Origin of the sequence: Streptomyces xanthophaeus (assembly GCF_030440515.1) — a bacterium.
GTDB classification, from domain to species: Bacteria; Actinomycetota; Actinomycetes; order Streptomycetales; family Streptomycetaceae; genus Streptomyces; species Streptomyces kutzneri.
Genome location: NZ_CP076543.1, coordinates 1,402,813 through 1,427,203, shown reverse-complemented (window position 1 = coordinate 1,427,203; position 24,391 = coordinate 1,402,813). Strand labels below are relative to the sequence as shown.

The window sequence follows — 24,391 nt, the reverse complement described above, 5'->3', positions numbered from 1 at the left end:
CGACAGGTGGTTTCCCGCCCCCGTTTTTGACGAAAGAAATCGGTTCCGCTTCGCCGGTTGCGCGGCGATCCTGCCCTCGCGGCTCACACGCAGGCAGGCCGATGGGGGTCGAGCGCGGGTGCGGGACCCAGCTCGAACGTGCAGATCTCCATCCCCGCGAAGGAGGTGTGCTCACGGTCGAGCTGAAGCCGGACGAGCGGGGTGTCCCCGTCGTCGAGATGGAGCCAGGCGATACCGGCACGGTCCGCGGGTGCGGTGCGGAGGTAGCTGCAGGTCCGGCTGCACGTGCACCAGCCGTGGAACCGCAACCGCGCCACCGCCTGTGCCAGGGCCGGCTCGCCCTCGGCCGCCAGCTCCGAAGCCAGGAACGACACCAGCGCGGGATAGACGTCCGCGAGCAGCGGCAGCGGTATCGGTGCCTCCGCCCCCGCCCCCGCCTCCGCCTCCGCCCCCGCCGCCGGAACCGGAACCGGCGGCGGCGCAGTCTCACTCACTCGACCACAGCTCCTCCCGGACCTCCTCGGCCGTCGTCGGCCGCAGCTCGCCGTCCAGCAGGAGCCATCGGGTGATGCCGATCGACTCCAGGAACGGCACGTCGTGGCTTGCCACCACGAGTGCGCCCTCGTACGACTCCAGCGCATCGGTCAGCTGCCGCACGCTCGACAGGTCCAGGTTGTTCGTCGGCTCGTCCAGCATGAGCAGCTGCGGAGCCGGCTCCGCCAGCAGCAGGGCCGCCAGTGCCGCCCGGAAGCGTTCGCCGCCCGACAGCGTGCCGGCCGGGCGGTCCGCCCGGGCGCCGCGGAACAGGAAGTGCGCGAGCCGGGCCCGGATCAGGTTGTTGGTGGCCTGCGGGGCGAACCGCGCCACGTTCTCCACCACCGAACGGCTCTCGTCCAGTACGTCGAGGCGCTGCGGCAGGAACCGCGTCGTCACATGCGCCACCACCGCCCCGGACACCGGCGGCAGCTGCCCCGCGATCGTGCGCAGCAGCGTGGTCTTGCCTGAGCCGTTGCGGCCCACCAGGGCGATCCGCTCCGGCCCCCGCAGCTCCCACTCACCCGGTACGGCGGCTCCGTGGGCCAGGTGAAGATCGCTCAGGGTCAGGACCTGCCGCCCCGGCGGGACCTGGGTGGCGGGCAGCTGGATCCGGATCTCGTCGTCGTCGCGCACCGCCTCCACCGCCTGGTCCAGGCGTTCCTTCGCCTGCGCCAGCTTCTCGGTGTGCATGGTCCGGTGCTTGCCCGCCGACTCCTGGGCCGCGCGCTTGCGCGCACCCATCACGATCTTCGGTTCGCGCTTGTTGTCGTACATCTTCTGCCCGTACCGCTTGCGCCGCGCCAATTTGACCTGGGCGTCCGCCAGTTCGCGCTTCTGCCGCTGTACGTCGGCCTCCGCGACCCGGACCATCCGCTCGGCGGACTCCTGCTCGGCGGCGAGCATGTCCTCGTACGCCGTGAAGTTGCCCCCGTACCAGCGGACTTCGCCGTCACGCAGGTCGGCGATCTGATCGACCCGCTCCAGCAGTTCCCGGTCGTGGCTGACCAGGAGCATCACCCCGGACCAGGACTCGACCGCCGCGTACAGGCGGCTGCGGGCCCGCAGGTCCAGGTTGTTGGTGGGTTCGTCCAGCAGCAGGACGTCGGGGCGGGCGAGCAGCAGGGCGGCCAGCCGCAGCAGCACGGACTCGCCGCCCGAGAGCTCGCCGACGGTACGGTCCAGGCCGATCCGGGCGAGTCCGAGCTGGTCGAGCGTGGCCAGGGCCCGCTCCTCCACATCCCAGTCGTCCCCGACGGCGGTGAAGTTCGCCTCGGTGGCCTCGCCCGCCTCGATGGCGTGCAGCGCGGCCCGGGTGGTGTGGATGCCGAGCGCCTCGTCCACGCGCAGCGCGGTGTCGAGGGTGACGTTCTGCGGGAGGTAGCCGACCGAGCCGGCGACGGAGGACTGGCCCTCGGTCGGGGTCAGTTCGCCGGCGATCAGCTTCAGCAGGGTGGATTTCCCGCAGCCGTTGAGCCCGATCAGGCCGGTTCGGCCCGGGCCGACGGTGAGATGGAACCCGTCGAAGACGGGAGTGCCGTCGGGCCAGTCGAAGGACAGTGCGGAGCAGGTGATGAAAGAAGAAGGGGCGTTACTCATGGAGGCCTCCAGGTTGCGTGAGTGGTGCGTGCAACGCGGGGAGACAGCCGACGGCTCAGCCGTGGGGCGTGGTGGTCGGTGTCTCGGACCTCAGACGAGCAATGTCCTGCTCCGTTTCGACGGGGATGGGCCGTCTTCGAAGCTACGGGCGGCCGCAGCCGCCCGCAAACCAATTAACTCAGCAGGTGTCGCGCATCAGCTCGGCCAGGCTGTGGTCCATGTCCAGGTAAAGGTGTTCGAGACCGGGCGGCACCACGGTCGCCGCCCGCTCCAGGAAGCGGTGGAGCTCGGCCGTCAGCATCAGCACGATCGCGACGCCCTCCGTCGCGTGGAACTCGATGGTGGTCCGGTCGACGTCGTACGGGCGCACGCGTACGTCGCCACACCCCGACGGGCGGTCCAGCCCGGACTCCAGCAGCTCGCGCGAGAAGGTCCACGAGACCTCGACGCCCTCCAGCGTGGCCGGGGCGGGGAACGCCATGCGCACGGCGAACGGATCCGCGCGGTCGTAGCAGAGGGTGACGGGCACGGTCTCGACCTTCGGCGCGGTGGCGACCAGACGGGCCTGTGCGGCCTGCTCGATGACAGTGATCAAGGCTCACTCCCTTGCGGCGGATCTGCTGCCGGACTGTGGGGTGGGCCCGGCAACCCGATAGACGCCGGAATCGGCAAATCCGTGCATGGGCCGTTGAGTGAGCTGTGTCACCGATTGGCTTGAACCATTCCGTGCGATCGCACAGAGTGACCGAACGGTGGATGTGCCCGAAGGCGGCCCCGGTCCGCGGCGGGTCCGGGGCGCCCCGGAGAAGGGCTGGTTACCGATCACTCCACAGGCGTAAGGGTCCGCATCAAGGCCGCGTAGAGGGCGGCGGAGACGGCCATGCCGACGGGCAGGGAGAGGTCGAGGCCGCCCAGGGCCGAGGCGATCGGCCCGGTGTAGAGCGTGTCGACGCAGAGGGAGGCCGCGCCCACCCCCGCCGTGAGCGCCAGGGCGCCCGCCGGGCTGACGCCACCCGTGTACCAGAAGGGGCTGCCGGGGGTCTCGTCGGCGAGCTCCCGGCCGTCGTAGCGGAACCGGCGCAGCAGGATGTCGGTCGCGTAGATCGCCATGACGGGGCCGATCAGGACGACGATCAGCTGGAGGGAGTTGCTGACGGTGTCCAGGAGGTTGGAGACGAGCAGGCCGTAAAGGGTCAGGGCGACGGCGACGGCCCCGTCGAACAGGACGCTGACGGAGCGCCGGACGCGGATGCCGACGGCCTGCAGGGCGAGTCCGGCGCTGTAGGCGGTCAGGGCGTTGACGGAGATCGTGCCGAGGATCAGGGCGAGCAGGAAGACCGGGTAGAACCAGGCGGGCAGGATCTCCCGCAGCGCGGCCTGGGGGTCGCTCATGTCGACCGCGGTCGCGGCGAACGCGCCCAGGGAGCAGACGACGACGCTGGGCAGGAAGGCTCCGAGCGCGGTCCAGCCGATGATCGCCTTCCGCGAGGACGTGCGGGGCAGGTAGCGGGAGAAGTCGGCGCTGGTGGTGTACGAGAGCGGGCCCGAGGCGATGAGGGTGGTGCCGGCGAGGAGCGCCGCCCACAGGCCGGCGCCGGTCAGGGGTGGCGAGGGCCGGTAGGAGAAGTCCGTGTGGCCGAGCACGGCGAAGGCGACGACGGTGAAGGCGGCGGCCAGGACCAGGGTCATCGGGAGGTACAGCTTCATGATCATCGCGTGGCCGTAGACGCTGATGACCAGGGTGAGCGCGGCGATGGTCACGATGACGACGGCCTTGATCCCGGTGTTCGCCGTGATGCCGGCCCGTTCCACGAGGGCGAAGGCGGCGGCCGCGGCGGCGGCCAGGTTGAGGGCGAAGTAGCAGACGGAGACGAGCCAGCCGCCGACCGCGTTCATCACGCGGTTGCCGATGACTCCGTACATGGCCCGGGTGATCACCTCGCTGGGCGCCCCGGCGGCCGGGCCCGAGGTGGCGAGCAGGCCGGTGAGCAGCCAGAACAGGTTGCCGACCACGATCACGGCGACGGACTGCCACAGGCTCAGCCCCATGAGGACGAGCGCGCCGCCGATCACCAGGCTGAGGTAGTTGACGTTCGCCGCCGCCCAGACGGAGAAGAGGTCCCGGGGGCGGCCGTGGCGCTCGGCATCGGGGATGTGGTCGATGCCGTGGGCCTCGACGCGGGTGGCCCGTTCCGGGGTCGGTGCGGCCTGTCCGAGCGCTCCGGGGGCCGGGTGTGAACCGGGAGACGGGTCGGGAATCGGGGACGCCATGAGGGACCTCCGGGTGCTGGGCGTGTCCGCCTCGCTTGCTTATTGGTCGCACACTCAATAGCATCCCCGGTATGTCGTCAAGCGTCCAGCGCAAGCGGATCCGCAAGTCTCCGGAGGCCCGTCGGGCCGAGATCGTCGGCACGGCCGCAGCCGTCGCCCTGGCCGAAGGGCTGGAGTGCCTCACACTGCGCCGGATCGCCGAGGAGCTCGATGTCCGGCCGGGTCTCATCAGCCACTACTTCCCCTCGGTGGAGGACCTGGTCGCCGAGGCGTTCGGGACGGCCGCCGGGGCCGAGCTGGAGCTCCTGCTGCCGGCCGGGGAGCCTGGGCAGGCCGGAGCGACCGGATCGGCCGGTGCGGACGGGCCGGCCGGTGCGGACGGGCCGGCTGGTGCGGACGGGTCGGCCGGTGCGGACGGGGACGCGTCGACCCCGACCGGGCGGCTGACGCGGTTCTTCGCCCGCACGTCCGGAGAGGCCTACGACGCCATCAGCCGGCTCTGGATCAACGCCCGCCACCTCAGCCGCTACCGGCCCCTCCTGCGCGACCGGGTCGCCGAACAGGAGGCCGCCTGGCGCGGCCGGCTGGAAGGGGTGATCCGCGAGGGCGTCGAGTGCGGCGAGTTCCGCACGGAGGACCCGTACGTGACGGCGATTCAGATCCTCGTCGTCCTCGACGGCCTCGGCGCCCACGCCAACACCGAGGACCGCGGTCGCCCCGAAGCGGTGACCCGGATGGCGGTCACCACCGCGGAACGTGAACTCGGCCTGCCCCGCGGCGCCCTCACCGGCGACGCCTGACCCTTCCCCCTCGCCAGGCGTCCCCTCGCCCGACATCCCCCGTCCGGCCCCGTCCGGCCCCGACGCCCGACGTCCCCCGTCCGGCGCCCGACGCCCGGCGTCCCCCGGTTCCCCCCTCGTTCCCGCCCCGCTGGAGGCTCCGTGCGCACCTCTCTCGTCCTGCTCAACGCCCGCCTGCTCGACCCGGCCACGGGCACGTTCCTGCCGGACACCGCCCTGGCCGCCTCCGGCGGACGGATCACCGCACTGGGCGACGACAGCCGCATCCGTGCGCTCGCCGACGCCTCGGCCACGGTGGTCGACCTCAAGGGGGCGGTCGTGACCCCGGGCCTGGTCGACGGCCACATCCACCCCGTCTCGGGCGCCGAACTGACCCACGGACTGGACCTGTCGGGCTGCACCGACCTGGAGCAGGTACGCGCCGCACTCGCCGCCGGAGTACGCGACCTCGCGCCCGGCGCCTGGCTCAGCGGCTGGGGCCTGGACCCGAACGCCTTCGGCGACGGGCCCGTCGGGACGGCCCCCTTCGACTCCGTACTCGACGGCGTGCCCGCCACCCTCCTGCTCTTCGACGCCCACTCCATGCTGGCCAGCCGGCGCGCCCTCGAACTCGCGGGCGTCGACGGGCCGCGGACCTTCGACCAGGCCTCCGCCGAGGTGGTCTGCGACGCCGCCGGCCGGCCCACCGGCCTCCTCCTGGAGGACGCCGCCTGCGAACTCGTCGAACGCGTCGCCCCGCAGCCCACCCGCGAGGAGCGCCGCGACCGGCTGGCGGCCGCCCTGCACGGGATGGCCGCCGCCGGGCTGACCGGCGGCCACGCCATGGACGCGAACGGGGACAGCCTCGCCTTCTACGCCGAACTCGACGCGGCGGGCCGACTGCCGCTGCGCCTGCGCGTCGCACCCTGGTGCCAGCCCGGCACCGACGCCGACGCCGTACGCGCCCTCCTCGCCCAGCAGGGCACCGGTGGCAGGCTCTGGCGCACCGAGGGCGTGAAGATCTTCATGGACGGCACGATCGACAACGGCACCGCCTGGCTGGAACACCCCGACCGCAACGGCGAGTCCACGCACGCCTTCTGGCCCGACCCCGAGGTCTACACGAGGATCGTGGGCGAGTTCCACCGGGCCGGAGTGCCCACGGCCACCCACGCGATCGGCGACGCCGCCGTACGGCACGTGCTCGACGCCGTCGAGAAGGCCCAGGCCTCCGGCGGGCCCGGGCCCCGGGTGCGCCACCGGGTCGAGCACATCGAGACCGTCCCCGACGACACCCTGCGCCGCTTCGCCGAGCTCGGCGTCATCGCCTCCGTACAGCCCACCCACTGCTGCGACTTCACCCGCGCCGACCACACCGACAACTGGTCCCGCCGGCTCGGCGAGGAGCGTGCCTCGCGCGCCTGGCGCTGCCGCGACCTGTGGGAATCCGGAGCCACCGTGGTCCTCGGATCGGACTGGCCGATCGCCCCGTACCCCCCGCTCGGTGTCATGGGCGGCGCCCGCCACCGCCGCCCCAGCCGCGACCTCACCCAGGCCCCGCACGGCCCCGAGCAGGCCCTCACCGCCCTGCAGGCCCTCCAGGGCATGACCGTCAACGCCGCCCGTGCGGCGGGCGAGGAGCACATCGCGGGCCGGATCGCCCTCGGTCACCGCGCCGACCTGACGGTCCTCGCCGGTGACCCGCTCACCGTCGCCGCCACCGAACTGCCGGACCTGCCCGTGCTCCTCACCGCCGTCGACGGCGGCGTGACCCACCGCGACACGAGCCTGTGACCTGAGAACGGCGGCGGTGGCAGGCGCGGTTGCAGGTGCGGCGGCAGGGCAGCGGCAGGGGCCGGAAGGCGCTCTGGACGGCACATCCGGGGTGCGTTAGCTTCCGGCGCCATGAGACTTCTGGAACTCGGAATCGGCATGTGCGCGGCAGCCCTGGTCGTGGGGGTACTGGCCACCCCCGCCCAGGCAGATGCGGCCCCGGCCCCCGACCCGGCGCCACTGGCGCAGGACTTACGCGGCGCCGGCTGGGCGCTGAAGGACACCGGGAAGGACGTACGATTCCGCGGGCTCGCGGCGGTCGGCCGGACCACGGCCTGGGTGGCCGGTTCCAAGGGGACCGTACTGCGCACGGTGGACGGCGGCCGCAGCTGGCGTGACGTTTCGCCGCCCGGCGCGGTCGTGGAGGCCCTGGAGTTCCGCGACATCGAGGCCTTCGACGCGCGGCGCGCGGTAGCCCTGGCCATCGGGGAGGGCGAGGCCTCCAGGGTGCTGCGCACCGAGGACGGCGGAGCCACCTGGACCGAGACCTTCCGCAACCCCGACCCGCGCGCCTTCTACGACTGCCTCACCTTCTTCGACGCCCGGCACGGGCTTGCGATGAGCGATCCGGTGGACGGGAAGTTCCGCATCCTGGCCACCGACGACGGCGGGCGGAACTGGCGGGTCCTGCCGAACGCGGGCATGCCCGAGGCGCTGCCGGGCGAGGCGGGCTTCGCCGCGAGCGGCCAGTGCCTGGTCAGCTCCGGCCCGCGCGACGTCTGGCTGGCCACCGGCGGCGGGGCGCAGGCCCGGATCCTGCACTCCGCGGACCGCGGTCTGACCTGGCGGGTCGCCGAATCCACCGTCCCGGCGGGCGATCCGGCGCGCGGGGTCTTCGCCCTCGCCTTCCGGGACCGTACGAGGGGACTCGCGGTCGGCGGTGACTACCGCACCGGGCAGGCCTCCCCGCAGGCCGCGGCCGTGTCCGCCGACGGGGGACGCACCTGGCGCCAGGCGGCGACACCGCCGCCTGCCTACCGATCGGGAGCGGTCTGGTTCCCGTACAGCGGGGGGACGGCGCTCGCGGTGGGGCCCACGGGCACCGATGTGACCACGGACGGCGGCCGCAGCTGGCGCTCCCTGGACGCGGGATCCTTCGACACGGTCGACTGCGCGGCCGACACGGGATGCTGGGCGGCGGGGGAGAAGGGACGGGTGGCGCGGCTGGAACGGCGGCGCTGATCAGCCCGCGGGAGCGGGCGGAGAGGCCGGGGGCTCCGGGGCGGTGACGAGGTCCATGCCGGGGTAGCGCCCGTCCGTGAAGCCCGCGGCCCGGTAGACGGGCTCGCCGTCGGGGCTGGCGTGCAGCTGGACGTAGTGGATGCCGATGCCGTCGAGCCAGGCGACCAGCGCGTCGACGATCCGGCGGCCGTGGCCGCGCCCGCGGGCGGGCGCGTCGGTGACGATCCCGTCGAGGTAGCCGCGCCGCCCGTCGGTCCACCGGGGACCGGGCAGGTGGTAGGTGACCCAGGCCATGCCGGTGGCGAACAGCGGTTCGCCGGGAGCCCCGCCGACGACCAGGCAGCGCATGTCGGGACGGTCGCCGACACGTTCGAGGAACCAGGCGCGGGCGACCTGCCGCCAGGCGGCGTCGGCGGGCCCGGGGTCGACCCCGAGGGCGTCGAGAGCGACGGCGCGCAGGCGTATGAGCTCGGGGACATCGGCGGGAACGGCGAGGCGGGGCTGCATGAACACTCCGGCGGGCAGGGGGGCGGGTCGAGTGGGTGCGGACGGGCCGAGCCCGCGGAACGGGCCGGACGCCGGGCGGCGGAGGGCGGGCCTGCCAGGGCCGGCGCACTCCCCGCACGGCCGGAACCGGCCGCCGGGTCGCGGCGTCCAGTGCGGTGCGTCGTCCCCGGCCACCGCCGGGAGGGGCCCGGAGACGGCCTAGGTGACCGGGTTCTCCCGCACAGTCGACAGGTCCGCCGAGGTCTTCGTGGCGATGAACTCGGTGATGGTGTAGTCGCACACGCCCGCCACCGTGAAGGGGTCCTCGGCCGAGATCCGCTCGATCTCGGCCCGGGACACCCCGCCGGCCAGGATCACGCCCCCGTCGCGCGGGACCTTGCGCCCCGATGCGAGGAAGACACCGGCGGCGTAGTAGCCGTCCAGCCAGGCGATGTGAGCGTCCATCTGTTCTTCGACGGACTCGACGGGGGCGGTGTAGGTGAGCTCCATGACGAACATGATCGCCAGGCTACTCTCGCTCCATCATGATGAGTGTGAAGACCCCCGCCGACGAGGCCGAAGCCCGGGCGATACAGGACGAACTACGCCATCAGCTCGTGCTCACCGAGCCCGGCCCGCCACCCGGTCGCGGCCTTGTCGCGGGCGTGGACGTCGCCTACGACGACGAGCGCGACCTGGTCGCCGCCGCGGCCGTGGTGCTCGACGCCGCCACCCTGGAGGTCGTCGAGGAGGCCACCGCCGTCGGGCACGTCAGCTTCCCCTACGTGCCCGGGCTGCTCGCGTTCCGCGAGCTGCCGACCGTGCTGGCCGCCCTCGACTCCCTGAAGACCGAGCCCGGCCTCGTCGTCTGCGACGGCTACGGCCTCGCGCACCCCCGCGGCTTCGGCCTCGCCTGCCACCTCGGCGTGGTCACCGGGCTCCCGGCCATCGGCGTCGCCAAGAATCCGTTCACCTTCACCTACGAGGAACCGGGCGCCCGGCGGGGCGACGCCGCCGCCCTGCTCGCGGCCGACGGGGCCGAGGTCGGGCGGGCGCTGCGCACGCAGGACGGGATCAAGCCGGTCTACGTCTCCGTCGGGCACCGGGTCTCGCTGGACAACGCCTGCGCGCACGCCCTGGCGCTGAGCCCCCGCTTCCGGATCCCCGAGACCACCCGCCACGCCGACTCCCTGTGCCGCCGGGCACTGCGGGAGGCCTCCTGAGACACCCGGTCGGCGGACACGCGCCCGCCGGGCACGCCCGTCAGCGGGTGTCCGCCACCCGGAAGGTGATCCCCGCCTTCTGGAGGCGGGCGATCAGGGCGTCGCCCATCGCCACGGCCGTCGTCAGCTGACCGGCCGCTTCCGGCAGGGTGTCGTGGGCCAGGCAGAGCGCCGACTCGGCCAGCATCTTCGCCGTCTCGCCGTAGCCGGGGTCGCCGCCCGCCACCTCGGTGAGCACGCGCCGGCCGCCGCCCTCGCCCACGAACCGCACGGTGCACCAGCTGCGCGCGCGGCGTTCCGCGTCCGGCCCCCGGCCCGGCTCCCAGCGGTTCATCAGCCACCGCCGGGCCGGCGGCACCTGGGCCAGGGCCACCGTCGCGCCCACCGCCGCCGTACCGCCCACCGCGACGGGCAGGTGCTTGACGGAGGCGTAGTGCCGGTAGCGGAAGTCCGGGCCGTACCGCTCCAGCGCGGCCGCCGACCGGGCCACGATCCGCGGGTCCAGCGAGGGCAGCGGCAGCGCCCAGGTCCCGGTCTCCCGGCTGAACCGCGGTGCCCCCACCGGCCCGCGGGCCCGCCGCCCCAGCAGGCGGGGCTCGTGCAGCCGGCGGGCGTGCGCGGCCGCCAGGGTCTGGGGGCCGCGGCCCAGCGCGGTCAGCGCGGAGGCCAGGGTGCCGCCGGAGAAGAAGGCGTTGGACCGCATGAACCCGTCGACCGCCAGCGGGACCCCCTGCGGCAGCTGTCGGACCGTGAAGTACGCCCCGAGGTCGGCCGGGATCGAGTCGAAGCCGCAGGCGTGCACGATCCGGGCCCCCGTCTCCCGGGCCCGTGCGTCGTGCTCGACGTACATGCGGTCCACGAACTCCGGCTCGCCGGTGAGGTCCACGTAGTCCGTGCCCGCCTCGGCGCAGGCGGCCACGAGCTCCGCCCCGTACCAGATGTACGGGCCCACCGTCGTGGCCAGCACCCGGGTGGACGCGGCCAGCTCGCGCACGGCCGCGGGGTCCTGGGCGTCGGCCCGCAGCAGCGGCAGCCCCGCACAGGCCGGATCGATCGAGGCCAGCCGTTCGCGCAGCCGCTCCAGCTTCGCGGTGTCCCGGCCGGCGAGGGCCCACCGGCAGCCGGCGGGCGCGTGCGCGGCGAGGTACTCGGCGGTGAGCGCGCCCACGAACCCGGTGGCGCCGAACAGTACGACGTCGTAGGCGCGTTCCGGCCGGTCGTGCGGGACAGTTGCGTTCATGAACGGCTCCTCCCAGGGGGTTTCGGTGGCCGAGGCTAGCGTGATGCCCGGCCGTCGGTGCGAGCGGGTGCGGCGCGCCTGGCCGGGGAGCACGGTGCCCCGGGGCCGGACACCCCCGGGCCGGGCGATCCGCCGGGAGCCCCGCACGGGGGCTTGTGTTCGATGGAACACGTTCCTAGCATCACTGGTGTTACATCAGTTGTGTCACATAGCCGCACACCACGCACACCACGCACACCATGCACACCAGAGCCGCTGGGGGCCCGATGGCAGTGACAGGGAACGGGAACCGGGACGCGAGCGGGCCCGGCCCGCTCGCCGGGGTGCGCGTCGTCGAACTGGCGGGCATCGGCCCCGGACCGTTCGCCGCCATGCTCCTCGCCGACCTGGGCGCCGACGTCGTACGGGTGGACCGGCCCGGCGGCGGCGGACTCGCGGTCGATCCGGCCTACGACCTCACCAATCGCGGCAAACGCTCCGTGCTGCTCGACCTCAAGTCCGCCGACGGGCCCGCCCGCGTCCTGGACCTGGTCGAGCGGGCCGACGTACTCGTCGAGGGGTTCCGGCCCGGAGTGGCCGAGCGCCTCGGCGTCGGACCGGCCGAGTGCCACGCCCGCAATCCGAAGCTCGTCTACGGCCGGATGACCGGCTGGGGCCAGGACGGCCCGCTCGCCGAGACCGCCGGGCACGACATCGCGTACATCGCCGTCACCGGCGCCCTCGGCATGATCGGGAAGCCGGGAGAGCCGCCGGCCGTCCCCGCCAACCTGGTCGGGGACTACGCGGGCGGTTCGCTCTACCTGGTCATCGGGGTCCTCGCCGCCCTGCACCACGCCCGTGCCACCGGCACCGGCCAGGTCGTCGACGCGGCGATCGTCGACGGCACCGCCCACCTCACCGCCATGATCCACGGAATGATGGCGGCGGGCGGCTGGCAGGACCGCCGCGGGACCAACCTCCTCGACGGTGGCTGCCCCTTCTACGGCACCTACGAGACCTCCGACGGCCAGTACATGGCGGTCGGCGCGCTGGAACAGCAGTTCTACGACACCTTCGTGGAGCTCCTCGGCATCCGGGACCAGGCCCCGGCCCGCAAGGACCTCGCCCGCTGGGGCGAGCTGCGCGAGGCCGTCGCCGCGCACTTCAGGACGCGTACCCGCGCGGAGTGGACGGCCGTCTTCGAGGGGAGCGACGCCTGCGTGGCGCCGGTGCTCTCGCTGCGCGAGGCCCCGGACCACCCGCACCTCGCCGCCCGCGGGACCTTCACCGACTTCGGCGGGATCGTCCAGCCCGCGCCCGCGCCGCGCTTCTCGGCGACGCCGGGCCGCGTGGCCTCCGGACCCGCCCAGCCCGGCGCGGACACCGAGTCGGTGGCCGCCGACTGGGACGTACCGGCCCTGCACCCGAAAGAGGCCTGATGGAACTGTCCATGATGCTCGACTACGCCGGGGACCCGCGCCGGGCCGCCGACCAGGCCGCCGCGCTGGAGTCGGCCGGGCTCGACGCCGTGTGGGTGGCCGAGGCCTGGGGGTTCGACTCCCCGACGATCATGGGCTATCTCGCCGCCCGCACCGAGCGGCTGAAGATCGGCTCGGCCATCCTCAACGTCTACTCGCGCACCCCCGGCCTCATCGCCCAGACGGCCGCCGGCCTGGACGCGCTCTCGGGCGGCCGGGCGCTGCTCGGCCTCGGCGCCTCCGGCCCGCAGGTCGTCGAGGGCTGGCACGGGATGCCGTACGACAAGCCGCTCGGCCGCACGCGCGAGACGGTCGACCTGTGCCGGCGGATCTGGCGCCGCGAGACGATCGACCACCACGGCTTCACCGACATGCCGCTGCCGCCCGAGAAGGGCGGCCGGCACGGCAAGCCGCTGAAGATCCTCACCCGGCCGGTCCGCCCCTCGATCCCGGTCTACATCGCCTCGCTCGGCCCGGCCAACGTCCGGATGACCGCCGAGATCGCGGACGGCTGGCTGCCCACGCTCTTCATCCCGGAGAAGGCCGCCGAGGTGTGGGGCGGTCCGCTCGCCGAGGGGACGGCCGAGCGCGCGCCGGAGCTCGGCCCGCTGCAGACCGTCGCGGGCGGCCTGCTCGCCATCGGCGACGACGCGGCCGCGGCACGGGACCTCGCGCGCCCGCAGATCGCCCTGTACGTCGGCGGGATGGGCGCGGTCGGCAAGAACTTCTACAACGACCTGGCCGTCGCCTACGGCTACGGGGAAGAGGCCCGCCGGATCCAGGAGCTGTACCTCGCCGGCCGCAAGCGCGACGCGGCTGCCGCCGTCCCGGACGAGTTCTGCGAGCTGATGACGCTGTGCGGGCCCGAGGGCTACGTACGCGAGCGCGTCGAGGCCTTCCGCGAGGCGGGCGTCACCATGCTCAACGTCACACCGGTCGGCCCCGACCCGGCCAAGCTGATCGAAACCGTCAAGAGCTGGCTCTGAGCGGGCCGGGGCGTGCCCGGACTCCGTCCCCGGCCCGCTCCCTCACCCACCCGGATCCACCCCGACCCGCTGAAGGGGCCCCGATGCAACGACGCATCTTCGACGCCGACCACGAGGCGTTCCGCGAGACCGTACGCACCTTCCTCAGCAAGGAGGTGCTGCCGCACTACGAGCAGTGGGAGAAGGACGGCATCGTCAGCCGTGAGGCCTGGCGGGCCGCGGGCCGGCAGGGGCTGCTGGGCCTCGCCGTGCCGGAGGAGTACGGCGGCGGCGGGAACACCGACTTCCGCTACGCCGCCGTGATCGCCGAGGAGTTCACCCGCGCGGGCGCCCCCGGGCTGGCCATCGGCCTGCACAACGACATCATCGGGCCCTACCTGACCTCGCTCGCCACCGAGGAGCAGAAGCGCCGCTGGCTGCCCGGCTTCTGCTCCGGGGAGACCATCACCGCCATCGCGATGACCGAGCCGGGCGCGGGCTCCGACCTCCAGGGGATCCGGACCACCGCCGAGGACCACGGCGACCACTGGGTGCTGAACGGCTCCAAGACCTTCATCTCCAACGGCATCCTCGCCGACCTGGTGATCGTGGTCGCGAAGACCACCCCCGAGGGCGGGGCGCACGGCCTGTCGCTGCTGGTCGTCGAACGCGGCACGGAGGGCTTCGAGCGGGGCCGCAACCTGGACAAGATCGGCCAGAAGTCCCAGGACACCGCCGAGCTGTTCTTCAACGACGTCCGCGTCCCGAAGGAGAACCTGCTCGGCGAGCTGAACGGCGCCTTCGTCCACCTGATGACCAATCTCGCGCAGGAGCGGATGGGCATCGCGATGGCCGGCATCGCCGCCGCGGAGCACCTGCTGGAGATCACCACCCAGTACGTCAAGGAGCGCGAGGCCTTCGGCCGGCCACTGGCCAAGCTGCAGCACATCCGGTTCGAGATAGCGGAGATGGCCACCGAGGTCGCCGTCACCCGGACCTTCCTCGACCGCTGCATCACGGACCACGCGAACGGCGAACTGGACCACGTGCACGCCTCCATGGCCAAGTGGTGGGCCACCGAGCTGCAGAAACGCGTCGCCGACCGCTGCCTGCAACTTCACGGCGGCTACGGCTACATGACCGAGTACCGGGTCGCCCGGGCCTTCACCGACGGCCGCATCCAGACCATCTACGGCGGCACGACCGAGATCATGAAGGAGATCATCGGCCGTTCGCTGCTCGGCTGACCTCCCCCCGGGACACCTCTCCCCGGGACACCTCCCCCCGGGACACCTCCCCCCGGGACACCACTCCCCGGGAGACCTTCCCCGGGACACCTCGCCCCTCCGGACACCTTCCCCTTGGACACCTCCGAAAGGCTTGACCAGTGAGCACCGAAGCTTACGTATACGACGCGATCCGCACCCCGCGCGGCCGCGGCAAGGCCAATGGCGCCCTGCACGGCACCAAGCCGATCGACCTGGTCGTCGGACTCATCGACGCCCTGCGCGAGCGCAACCCCGGCCTGGACCCCGCCACCATCGACGACATCGTGCTCGGCGTCGTGGGACCGGTCGGCGACCAGGGATCCGACATCGCCCGTATCGCGGCCATCGCCGCCGGGCTCCCGGACACCGTGGCCGGCGTCCAGGAGAACCGCTTCTGCGCCTCGGGCCTGGAGGCCGTCAACCTGGCCGCCGCGAAGGTCCGCTCGGGCTGGGAGGACCTGGTCCTGGCGGGCGGCGTGGAGTCCATGTCCCGCGTCCCCATGGCCTCCGACGGCGGCGCCTGGTTCGCCGACCCGATGACCAACTGGGACACCGGCTTCGTCCCCCAGGGCATCGGCGCCGACCTGATCGCCACCATCGAGGGCTTCTCCCGGCGCGACGTCGACGAGTACGCGGCCCTGTCGCAGGAGCGCGCCGCCGCGGCCATCAAGGACGGCCGCTTCGCGAAGTCCGTGGTCCCGGTCACCGACCGCAACGGCCTGATCGTCCTGGACCACGACGAGTTCGTCCGCCCCGGCACCACCGCCGACACCCTCGCCAAGCTGAAGCCCTCCTTCGCCGACATCGGCGAGCTCGGCGGCTTCGACGCGGTCGCGCTGCAGAAGTACCACTGGGTCGAGAAGATCGACCACGTCCACCACGCGGGCAACTCCTCCGGCATCGTCGACGGCGCCTCGCTCGTCGCGATCGGCTCCCGCGAGGCGGGGGAGCGCAACGGGCTGACCCCGCGCGCCCGGATCGTCTCGGCGGCCGTCTCCGGCTCCGAGCCCACCATCATGCTCACCGGCCCCGCCCCCGCCACCCGCAAGGCCCTCGCCAAGGCCGGGCTGACCATCGACGACATCGACCTCGTCGAGATCAACGAGGCCTTCGCGGGCGTCGTCCTGCGCTTCGTCAAGGACATGGGCCTGTCCCTCGACAAGGTCAACGTCAACGGCGGAGCCATCGCGCTCGGCCACCCGCTCGGCGCCACCGGCGCGATGATCCTCGGCACGATCGTCGACGAGCTGGAACGCCAGGACAAGCGCTTCGGGCTCGTCACCCTCTGCGTCGGCGGCGGCATGGGCGTCGCCACCATCGTCGAACGCCTCTGATCAGCCCTGTTCCCCCTGCCCACCGGACCTTCCGAAACGAAAGCAGTGACCATGAGCGAGTCCACCACGATCCGCTGGGAACAGGACGAGACCGGCGTCGTCACCCTGATCCTCGACGACCCCGACCAGTCCGCCAACACGATGAACCAGGCCTTCAAGGACTCGATCGCGGCGATCGCCGACCGCGCCGAGGCCGAGAAGGACTCCATCCGCGGCATCATCTACACCTCCGCCAAGAAGACCTTCTTCGCGGGCGGCGACCTCAAGGACATGATCCGGCTGCGCCCCGAGCACGCGCAGATCGCCTTCGACACCGGCACCGAGATCAAGCGCTCCCTGCGCCGGATCGAGACCCTCGGCAAGCCGGTCGTCGCCGCCATCAACGGCGCGGCCCTCGGCGGCGGTTACGAGATCTGTCTGGCCTCCCACCACCGCGTCGCCCTCGACGCGCCCGGCTCCAAGATCGGCCTGCCCGAGGTCACCCTCGGCCTGCTCCCCGCCGGTGGCGGCGTCACCCGTACCGTGCGCCTGATGGGCATCGCCGACGCGCTGCTCAAGGTGCTGCTCCAGGGGACCCAGTACACCCCGCAGCGCGCCCTCGACAACGGCCTCGTGCACGAACTGGCCGCCACCCCCGAGGAAATGCTGGCCAAGGCCCGCGCCTTCATCGACGCGAACCCCGAGTCGAAGCAGCCCTGGGACGTACCCGGCTACAAGATCCCGGGCGGCACGCCGTCCAACCCGAGGTTCGCCGCCAACCTCCCGGCCTTCCCGGCCAACCTGAAGAAGCAGCTGAACGGGGCCCCGTACCCGGCTCCGCGCAACATCCTGGCCTGCGCCGTCGAGGGCTCCCAGGTGGACTTCGAGACCGCGCTGACCATCGAGGCCCGCTACTTCACCGAGCTGGTCACCGGCCAGACCGCCAAGAACATGATCCAGGCGTTCTTCTTCGACCTCCAGGCCGTCAACGCGGGCCGCAGCCGCCCGCAGGGCGTGGAGCCCCGCAAGGTCCGCAAGGTCGCCGTCCTCGGCGCCGGGATGATGGGCGCGGGCATCGCCTACTCCTGCGCCCGCGCGGGCATCGAGGTGGTGCTGAAGGACGTCACCGCCGAGGCCGCCGCCAAGGGCAAGGCGTACTCCGAGAAGCTGCTCGACAAGGCGCTCTCCCGGGGCCGGACCACCGAGGCCAAGCGCGCCGAGCTGCTCGCCCGGATCACCCCGACCGCCGACGCGGCCGACCTCGCGGGCTGCGACGCCGTGATCGAGGCCGTCTTCGAGGACACCTCCCTCAAGCACAAGGTGTTCCAGGAGATCCAGGACGTCATCGAGCCGGACGCGCTGCTGTGCTCCAACACCTCCACGCTGCCCATCACCGGCCTCGCGGAAGGGGTGTCGCGGCCGGCCGACTTCATCGGGCTGCACTTCTTCTCGCCGGTGGACAAGATGCCGCTGGTGGAGATCATCAAGGGGGAGCGGACCGGCGACGAGGCCATCGCCCGCGCCTTCGACCTGGTCCGCCAGATCAACAAGACCCCGATCGTGGTCAACGACTCGCGCGGCTTCTTCACCTCGCGCGTCATCGGCCAGTTCATCAACGAGGGCGTGGCCATGGTCGGCGAGGGCATCGAGCCCGCCTCGATCGAGCAGGCCGCCGCCCAGGCCGGTTACCCGGCCAAGGTGCTCTCGCTGATGGACGAGCTCACCCTCACCCTGCCGCGTAAGATCCGCAACGAGAGCCGCAAGGCCTTCGAGGCCGAGGGCAAGGCGTGGACCGAGCACCCCGCGGACACGGTCATCGACCGCATGGTGGACGAGTTCGGCCGCCCCGGGCGCAGCGGCGGGGCCGGCTTCTACGAGTACGACGAGTCGGGCAAGCGTGCCCGCATCTGGCCGGGTCTGCGCGAGCACTTCGCCAAGCCGGACGCCGAGATCCCGTTCGCCGACATGAAGGAGCGGATGCTCTTCTCCGAGGCCCTGGACACCGTCCGCTGCCTCGACGAGGGCGTGCTCACCTCGATCGCCGACGCCAACATCGGCTCCATCATGGGCATCGGCTTCCCGGCCTGGACGGGCGGCGTGATCCAGTACATCAACGGCTACGAGGGCGGCCTGGCCGGCTTCGTGGCCCGTGCCCGCGAGCTCGCCGACACGTACGGCGCGCGCTTCACCCCGCCGGCCTCGCTGATCGCGAAGGCGGAGCGCGGCGAGACCTACGCGGACTGATCCCGCGACGGCCCCGGGCCCGCCCGCGAGCGGGCCCGGGGCGTCCGTCCTGTCAGTCCTCGAACGCGGTCAGGCGGGCGAACAGCCCGTGCCGCCGCGCGCCGTCCGGGGCGGACCAGCCCGCCAGGATCCGTCCGGGTACGCCGTCCCCGGCGGGGGCGGGACCGCCGCGCAGCACGCGGGACACGGTCAGGGTCGCCGCCGGGCCTTCCCGCCTGGCCGGGCCCACGGTGACCAGGCTCGCGTCGGCGGTGTCCGTCACGGTCCCGGGGCCGGTCAGGCCCTGCGGCACCCCGGCCCCCTCGGTACGGACCTCGACCGTCGGGTCGGGGGCGCCGCTGTCGTTCTGGTCCTGGGCCGTGGTGGCGCCCGCCAGCAGGGCCAGCAACTGCTCGACCAGGACGACGTCGTGGGTCCCGTCGTAGATCCAGCGACGGCCCAGCACACCGTGCTCGGAGGTGCCGATCAGGCCGTCCTCGGCCCCCTCCAGCGGAGCCCCGCGGTAGGTGAGCGGGACCAGGTAGGTCACCGGCCCGTCCCCGGCGGTGTCGGTGACCACCATGAACTCGATGCCCACCTCACCCTCGGGGTCGTCGAGCCGGAAACCACCGGCCTTGGAGAGCTGCGGGCCACCCGTGCCACCCCGGTACCAGGGGCGCAGGGGCAGCCAGCCGGCGAGGAGTTCGAGCTTGCCGGGCGACATGGTGGTGCGGTGAATGACTGCCATGATCCACAAACTACCGGGCGCTGGGTGGTGTCCTGCCGGTCAGGCCCGGCTCGCGGCCCGCCGTCCGCCTCCGGTCACCCTTCCGGCTCGGCCCCGGGTACCGGCTGCGGCTCGGCCCCCGGTTCAGCCCCCGGGTTCCGGCTCCGGCTCCGAGGCGAAGGCGGCCCGCAGTTCCTCCCGCAGTGACCGCTGGAAGGCCGTCACCAGCGCCTGGACCACCATCGGCTGCATGTGCGCCGACAGCGCCTTCATCGACTCCACCCGCTCCGGATCGCTCTCGCCCTCCGTGAACGGCCCCCATACCTCGTCCCGGAACAGCGCCGTCAGCTCGTGCGCCGCCGACCTGGCGTGCTCCATCAGCACCCGGCGCGCCGCCAGGATCGTCTCGTGGGCGATCGGCACGTCGAGCAGCGCGACCCCCAGCCGCAGCAGCCCCACGTCCACCCGGAACCCGTCCCCCGAGGCGGCGAGCACGTTCATCGCCGTCAGCCGCCGTACATCGGTGTCCGACAGGCTCCGCCCCGCCCGCTTCTCGAGCTCCTCCCGCGATGCCTCCTGGGCCGCGTCCGGAGCCCAACTCGCCACCATCGCGCGGTGGATGGCCAGGTCGTGGGCGCTCAGATCGTCGGGCAGCGCGTCCAGATAGCGCTCGATGGCGGACAGGGTCATGCCCTGGTGCTGCAGCTCCTCGATCAGTGCCAGCCGGGACAGGTGTTCCGGCCCGTAGTGCCCCACCCGACGAGGGCCGATCACGGGAGGGGGCAAAAGCCCGCGGGTGCTGTAGAAACGAACGGTGCGCACGGTGACGCCCGCCCTGGCCGCCAGCTCGTCGACGGTGAGCATCGGCTCGGGTGCCTGGTCGGCCATCGTCTGCGCCTCGCTCTCTGCTCCACAGCTTGGGTTCAACAGTATTGCTGTCGCACCAACGATGTGAAACGGCCAGGAGCTGCCCATGACCACGAACCTGCGACTGCCCGGACGACCCGAAGAGATCACCCTGCCGGCCCTGCTGGCCCGCAACGCCTCCGAGTACGGGGAGCTCCCCGCCCTCTCCTGGCGGGCCGGCCCCGGCGCCGCCGAGTGGACGACCCTCACCTGGAGGGAGGTGCGCCGCCAGGTCGCCGTCCTCGCCTCCGGATACACCGCCCTCGGCGTCGAGCGCGGCGAGCACGTGCTGATGATGATGGGCAACCGCCCTGAGCACTGGCTCAGCGACCTCGCCCTCGTCCACCTCGGCGCCGTGCCCGTCACCGTGTACGGAACCTCCGCGCCCGAGCAGATCGCCCACATCGCCCGCCACAGCCGGGCCCGGATCGCCGTCGTCGAGGGCGCCCGCGAACTCCTGCGCTGGGAGCCGCTGCTGGCCGATCCGGACGTGCCGCTGGAGCGTCTCGTCGTGGCCGAGGCCGCAGAGGCCGGCGGGCACTCCACCTACGGCTCCCTGTACGCCGGCGGGGCCAGGCTCCACCGCACCGACGCCTTCGAGAAGGCCTGGCAGGAGACCCGTCCCGAGGACCCGCTGACCGTCGTCTACACCTCGGGCACCACCGGTGACCCGAAGGGCGTACGGCTGACCCACCGCAACCTCATGCTCCAGGCGATCCGCCTCGACCGGCACGTGGACCTGCCCGAGCACGCCGAGCACATCTGCTACCTGCCCTTCGCGCACATAGCCGAGCGGGTCCTCGGGATCTACCTGCCCCTGCTGCGGGCCTCGCACGTGCGGCTCTGCGCCGACCCCGCCGCAGTGTCGGGGGCGGTCCGCGAGCTCCACCCGGTGCAGTTCTTCGGCGTACCCCGGGTGTGGGAGAAGCTCGCCGCCTCCGTACGCGCGGTCCTCGCGCAGCTCCCCGAGGCGCAGCGCGGAGCCATCGAGGCCGCGGGCGACCTGGCCCGCGCCCGGGCCGGGCACCGCGAGCGCGGCGAGGAGGTGCCGGCCGCACTCGAAGCCTCGTACGCCGCGGCCAAGGAGCAGGTGCTGGACCCGTTGCTGCGGCTCGCGGGCATGGACCGGCTGGTGTGGACGGCCAGCGCCACCGCGCCGATGCCGATCGACGTGGTCCGCTTCTGGGCCGGCTGGGGCATCACCATCATGGACGCCTGGGGGCTCACCGAGACCTCGGGCGTGTGCACGGTCAACAGCCCGGACGGCTTCCGGCTCGGCTCGGTGGGCCGCCCGATCGAGGGGCTGGAGCTGAAGCTGGCCGAGGACGGGGAGATCCTCACCCGCGGGGCGACCGTCTTCGGCGGCTACCTGCGGCCGGACGGGTCGGTGGAGAGCGCCGCGGACACCGAGGGCTGGTTCCCGACGGGGGACATCGGACGGGTCGACGAGGACGGCTTCCTCTGGCTGACCGACCGCAAGAAGGAACTGATCATCACCTCGAACGGCAAGAACGTCTCGCCCGCCCTGGTGGAGAACACGGTCAAGGAGCACCCGCTGATCGGCCAGGCCCTGGTGCACGGCGACGGCCGCTCCTACCTCGTCGCCCTGCTGGTCCTGGACCCGGAACTGGCCCCGGTCTGGGCCACCGCCCGGGGCATCGAGGCCGCCACCCCGTCCGAACTCGCCGCGCACCCCGCCGTCCGGGAGGAGATCGCCCGCGCGGTGGCGGCGGCCAACGCCCGCCTCAACCGCACCGAGCAGATCAAGCGCTACCGGCTGCTGACCGAGGAGTGGGGCCCCGAGACCGGCGAACTCACCCCCTCGCTCAAGCTCCGCCGCCGCGTGGTCCGCGCCAAGTACGGCGCCCTGATCGACGGCCTGTACGAGGAGCCGCACGAGGTCCGGTAGAGCGGGACGGTCCGGATGCCGCTGCCGCCCGGTCGGGAGACGATGGAAGCAGTGCTTCATCCTGTCCGGCGTCTGCGAGGAGGAGGGACAGTGACCACCGAAACGGACCTGACGGATGCCCAGAAGAAGGTCCTCGAACAGAACGGGGCCGAAATAGGAGAGGTGCGGGCGCAACTCCGTGAGGTGCACAGGCAGGCTCGTGCCCGCATGGATGCCGTGGGCCTCACGAACGGGTCAGGAGCGACCAACTGCCTCATCTGCACCTGCCAGGGGTTCACGTTCGGCCACTCCGGCCACTCCGACGACCCCGAGGACTGCGGCAACTGCGGGCACGATCTGTTCTCCCACAACATCAAGTAGCTGCAGACGGCGTGGAGATCCGGCCGGGGCCCGTCGGAGGGGTCCCGGCCGGTGCTGCTTCGCGGATACGGCCTAGCGTCCGATCAGCGGGTAGTGGTCGGAGAGGTTGGTGTAGGTGTACGAGGTGCCCCAGCTGGAGACCGTCCAGGGGGCCGACTGCTCCTTGACCACGTTGTTCTCCCAGCCCGCCGGGCGGGCGTTGCCCTTGCGGTAGAGGACGTAGTCCAGGTCCTCGCGCGGGTCGGTCGGGTAGCGGTAGTTCGCTATCGAGTTGAGCGCGGTGTCGAAGGAGTACGGGTGCCCCGTGCGGCTGTCGGAGCCGGCGAGGTCGGCGTTCGCGAGCAGGCTCGCGTACTCGGGGGTGCGCGAGTCGACGTTGAGGTCGCCCGCCACGATGACCTGCTCGTTCGCCGGGATGTTCTTGCCGTCCAGGAAGGCGTCCACGGCCCGGAACTGACGGGCCCGCATCTCCGCCGCCTCGCCCGCGCCGCAGCCCGGGTCGGTGGACTGCGCGTGCGTGCCGACCACGTGCACCTTGGTGCCGTTCACGTTCAGGACGACGTAGGCGAAGCCCTTGTTGGACCACCAGTCGGCGCCGCAGGCGTCCTTGTAGACGACCTGCTCCTTGCGGACGATCGGCCACTTGCTGAGGATCGTGACCCCGCCGTCCTCCGGGGTGGTGGCGGAGTACGCGCCGCCCGTGGCGTCCCAGCCGCTCTTGCTGCGGCCGACGACCGGGGTCTGGTACGGGTACTGCGCGGCGGAGTTCGCCTTCAGCGCGTCCGAGGCGCTGTTGTCGAAGGCCTCCTGGAGCACGACCACGTCGTGGCCCTGGTAGAAGGAGGCCTTGGGGATCTCGGCGGCCCGGTGGTCCTGGCCCCAGTTCGGGTACAGGTTCTTGCTCATCAGGAACACGTTGTACGACAGGACGCTGAGCCGCGGGGCGGCGGCGGTCTCCGCGGCCGAGGCGGCCGGCGCGGTGGCGGCGGCCAGTGCGCCCGCGGCGACCGCGGCGACGGCCGTGGCGGCGGCGCGACGCGAGCGGGGCGAGGAAAGCAGCATGAAGGTCTCCATCATTCCTGCGGGGGAAGATCGACGCCGTCATACAAGCAGCAGCAGTTACCTCTGGGTAACACCCGTGCAGAGACTTTCTGTCCGTGAGACGGCCGTCCGGTGCTCGCATACTTGTCATATGACGAAGACGGACTCGGCGCACCCCGCCCGACCTGCGGCCACGCGCCGCACCGACCCCGTGCCGCCCCCGCCCGGCGGGGTGCTGTGGACCATCGCAGGCGACGTCAGGGCCCTGCTGATGCTGCCCGCCGCCTTCACCATGCAGGTCGCCCACCCTGCGATCGCGGCCGGCGTCGACGAGTACTCCGTCTTCCGCACCGACCCCTGGGGCCGCGGCGAGCGCTCCCTGCGCTCGGTCCAGCTGTGGGTGTACGGCGGGGAGGAGGCGGCCGAGGAGGGCCGCCGGGTGCGCCGCCTGCACAAGGACATCCAGGGCACCGACACCCGGGGCCGCCGCTACCACTCCCTCGACCCCGCCTGCTACGCCTGGGTGCACGCCACCGGCTTCCCGGTCTACCTGTACGCCGGGCGCTACCTGCTGCGCCGCTTCACCCCCGCCCAGGAGCGGCAGCTCTACCAGGAGTGGCTCCAGGTGGGGCGGATCCTCGGCCTGCACGACCGGGACATGCCGCAGAGCATCGAGGAGTACTGGACCTACTGGGGCCGGATGCTGGCCGAGGAGATCGAGCCCACCGCCGTCGCCCGCGAGCTGATCTCCACCGAGGTGCGCCTGCCCCGGCCGGAGGCCGGCTCGCCCGCCGTGCGCCTGCTGCTGAGGCTCACCTGGCCGGTGCTGCGGGCCGCGTTCCTGCGCCTACGGGCCTTCGTCACCGTCGGATACATGCCGCCCGAGGCGCGCGCCGCGATCGGGCTGGAGTGGAGCGCGGCCCAGGAGCGCACGCTCCGGCGGTTCAGCACGGCCGTACGGCTCCTCGTACCGCTGCTGCCGGAGCGGCTGCGGTACCTGCCCATCGCCTACCGGGCGCGGGCCGCGTGGCATGCGGGAGGCCGCTGACGGCCCCGGGACGCACGGGCCCCCGAC

The 24,391-nt window shown here is 72.7% G+C and carries 22 protein-coding genes; 12 read left to right on the top strand and 10 right to left on the bottom strand.

What is annotated here, in order from left to right:
• Positions 1-83 precede the first annotated feature (83 nt).
• The 4 genes from KO717_RS06140 to KO717_RS06125 form a co-directional block, all read right to left on the bottom strand.
• Positions 84-494: a hypothetical protein gene (locus KO717_RS06140; RefSeq protein ID WP_301364845.1), complete on the bottom strand. Its 411-nt coding sequence runs from the start codon at positions 492-494 to the stop codon at positions 84-86.
• Entirely contained in the window at positions 487-2,133 is a 1,647-nt protein-coding gene (locus KO717_RS06135) for an ABC-F family ATP-binding cassette domain-containing protein (RefSeq protein WP_301364844.1), read from the bottom strand. Before KO717_RS06135 ends, KO717_RS06140 begins: the two co-directional genes overlap by 8 nt.
• A gap of 178 nt (positions 2,134-2,311) precedes the next feature.
• Positions 2,312-2,728: an SsgA family sporulation/cell division regulator gene (locus tag KO717_RS06130; protein WP_301364843.1), complete on the bottom strand. Its 417-nt coding sequence runs from the start codon at positions 2,726-2,728 to the stop codon at positions 2,312-2,314.
• Between the two features lie 227 nt (positions 2,729-2,955).
• Positions 2,956-4,404, bottom strand: a complete 1,449-nt coding sequence (locus KO717_RS06125; RefSeq protein WP_301364842.1) for a purine-cytosine permease family protein — start codon at positions 4,402-4,404, stop codon at positions 2,956-2,958.
• Positions 4,405-4,475: 71 nt separating this feature from the next.
• Here KO717_RS06125 and KO717_RS06120 point away from each other — a divergent pair, with 71 nt between their 5' ends.
• The 3 genes from KO717_RS06120 to KO717_RS06110 all read left to right on the top strand — a co-directional run bounded on the left by KO717_RS06120 (position 4,476) and on the right by KO717_RS06110 (position 8,198).
• Positions 4,476-5,204 (top strand): TetR/AcrR family transcriptional regulator, encoded by a 729-nt coding sequence (locus tag KO717_RS06120; RefSeq protein WP_301364841.1) that lies wholly within the window; start codon positions 4,476-4,478, stop codon positions 5,202-5,204.
• A 141-nt stretch (positions 5,205-5,345) separates the two neighbouring features.
• Positions 5,346-6,977, top strand: a complete 1,632-nt coding sequence (locus tag KO717_RS06115; protein WP_301364840.1) for an amidohydrolase — start codon at positions 5,346-5,348, stop codon at positions 6,975-6,977.
• A 138-nt stretch (positions 6,978-7,115) separates the two neighbouring features.
• A complete protein-coding gene (locus tag KO717_RS06110) occupies positions 7,116-8,198 on the top strand; it encodes a WD40/YVTN/BNR-like repeat-containing protein (protein ID WP_437184628.1) in 1,083 nt (360 codons plus the stop codon).
• Here the strand turns inward: KO717_RS06110 and KO717_RS06105 are convergent, their stop codons facing one another.
• Positions 8,199-8,705 (bottom strand): GNAT family N-acetyltransferase, encoded by a 507-nt coding sequence (locus tag KO717_RS06105; RefSeq protein ID WP_301364838.1) that lies wholly within the window; start codon positions 8,703-8,705, stop codon positions 8,199-8,201.
• Positions 8,706-8,903: 198 nt separating this feature from the next.
• Complete coding sequence (locus KO717_RS06100; protein ID WP_301364837.1) at positions 8,904-9,203, bottom strand: YciI family protein; 300 nt, start codon at positions 9,201-9,203, stop codon at positions 8,904-8,906.
• 26 nt (positions 9,204-9,229) lie between these two features.
• Between KO717_RS06100 and KO717_RS06095 the strand changes: the two genes are divergently transcribed.
• Positions 9,230-9,907 (top strand): endonuclease V, encoded by a 678-nt coding sequence (locus KO717_RS06095; RefSeq protein ID WP_301364836.1) that lies wholly within the window; start codon positions 9,230-9,232, stop codon positions 9,905-9,907.
• A gap of 40 nt (positions 9,908-9,947) precedes the next feature.
• On the opposite strand, the gene KO717_RS06090 is transcribed toward KO717_RS06095, so the two are convergent.
• Positions 9,948-11,147 carry a saccharopine dehydrogenase family protein gene (locus tag KO717_RS06090; protein WP_301364835.1) on the bottom strand — a complete coding sequence of 400 codons (1,200 nt, stop codon included), beginning with the start codon at positions 11,145-11,147 and terminating at the stop codon, positions 9,948-9,950.
• Positions 11,148-11,413: 266 nt separating this feature from the next.
• Between KO717_RS06090 and KO717_RS06085 the strand changes: the two genes are divergently transcribed.
• The 5 genes from KO717_RS06085 (at position 11,414) to KO717_RS06065 (ending at position 18,394) form a co-directional block, all read left to right on the top strand.
• A complete protein-coding gene (locus KO717_RS06085) occupies positions 11,414-12,565 on the top strand; it encodes a CaiB/BaiF CoA transferase family protein (protein WP_301364834.1) in 1,152 nt (383 codons plus the stop codon).
• Entirely contained in the window at positions 12,565-13,590 is a 1,026-nt protein-coding gene (locus KO717_RS06080; protein ID WP_301364833.1) for an LLM class F420-dependent oxidoreductase, read from the top strand. The genes KO717_RS06085 and KO717_RS06080 overlap by 1 nt, the downstream gene beginning before the upstream one ends.
• Before the next feature lie 83 nt (positions 13,591-13,673).
• Complete coding sequence (locus KO717_RS06075) at positions 13,674-14,816, top strand: acyl-CoA dehydrogenase family protein (protein ID WP_301364832.1); 1,143 nt, start codon at positions 13,674-13,676, stop codon at positions 14,814-14,816.
• 140 nt (positions 14,817-14,956) lie between these two features.
• A complete protein-coding gene (locus KO717_RS06070; protein WP_301364831.1) occupies positions 14,957-16,171 on the top strand; it encodes an acetyl-CoA C-acetyltransferase in 1,215 nt (404 codons plus the stop codon).
• A gap of 51 nt (positions 16,172-16,222) precedes the next feature.
• Positions 16,223-18,394: a 3-hydroxyacyl-CoA dehydrogenase NAD-binding domain-containing protein gene (locus KO717_RS06065; protein ID WP_301364830.1), complete on the top strand. Its 2,172-nt coding sequence runs from the start codon at positions 16,223-16,225 to the stop codon at positions 18,392-18,394.
• 52 nt (positions 18,395-18,446) lie between these two features.
• On the opposite strand, the gene KO717_RS06060 is transcribed toward KO717_RS06065, so the two are convergent.
• Together KO717_RS06060 and KO717_RS06055 are read right to left on the bottom strand one after the other, a co-directional pair.
• Positions 18,447-19,121, bottom strand: a complete 675-nt coding sequence (locus KO717_RS06060) for a maltokinase N-terminal cap-like domain-containing protein (protein ID WP_301364829.1) — start codon at positions 19,119-19,121, stop codon at positions 18,447-18,449.
• A gap of 123 nt (positions 19,122-19,244) precedes the next feature.
• Positions 19,245-19,988: a MerR family transcriptional regulator gene (locus KO717_RS06055; protein ID WP_301364828.1), complete on the bottom strand. Its 744-nt coding sequence runs from the start codon at positions 19,986-19,988 to the stop codon at positions 19,245-19,247.
• A gap of 85 nt (positions 19,989-20,073) precedes the next feature.
• Here KO717_RS06055 and KO717_RS06050 point away from each other — a divergent pair, with 85 nt between their 5' ends.
• Both KO717_RS06050 and KO717_RS06045 read left to right on the top strand, forming a co-directional pair.
• Complete coding sequence (locus tag KO717_RS06050) at positions 20,074-21,915, top strand: AMP-dependent synthetase/ligase (protein ID WP_301364827.1); 1,842 nt, start codon at positions 20,074-20,076, stop codon at positions 21,913-21,915.
• Positions 21,916-22,005: 90 nt separating this feature from the next.
• The gene (locus tag KO717_RS06045) at positions 22,006-22,275 is read left to right on the top strand and encodes a hypothetical protein (RefSeq protein WP_301364826.1); all 270 of its coding nucleotides are present in this window, start codon (positions 22,006-22,008) and stop codon (positions 22,273-22,275) included.
• 72 nt (positions 22,276-22,347) lie between these two features.
• Here the strand turns inward: KO717_RS06045 and sph are convergent, their stop codons facing one another.
• A complete protein-coding gene (gene sph / locus KO717_RS06040; RefSeq protein ID WP_301364825.1) occupies positions 22,348-23,337 on the bottom strand; it encodes a sphingomyelin phosphodiesterase in 990 nt (329 codons plus the stop codon).
• Between the two features lie 130 nt (positions 23,338-23,467).
• On the opposite strand from sph, the gene KO717_RS06035 reads away from it, so the two are divergent.
• On the top strand, positions 23,468-24,364 hold the full coding sequence (locus tag KO717_RS06035; RefSeq protein WP_301364824.1) for an oxygenase MpaB family protein: 897 nt from the start codon (positions 23,468-23,470) through the stop codon (positions 24,362-24,364).
• Positions 24,365-24,391 lie beyond the last annotated feature (27 nt).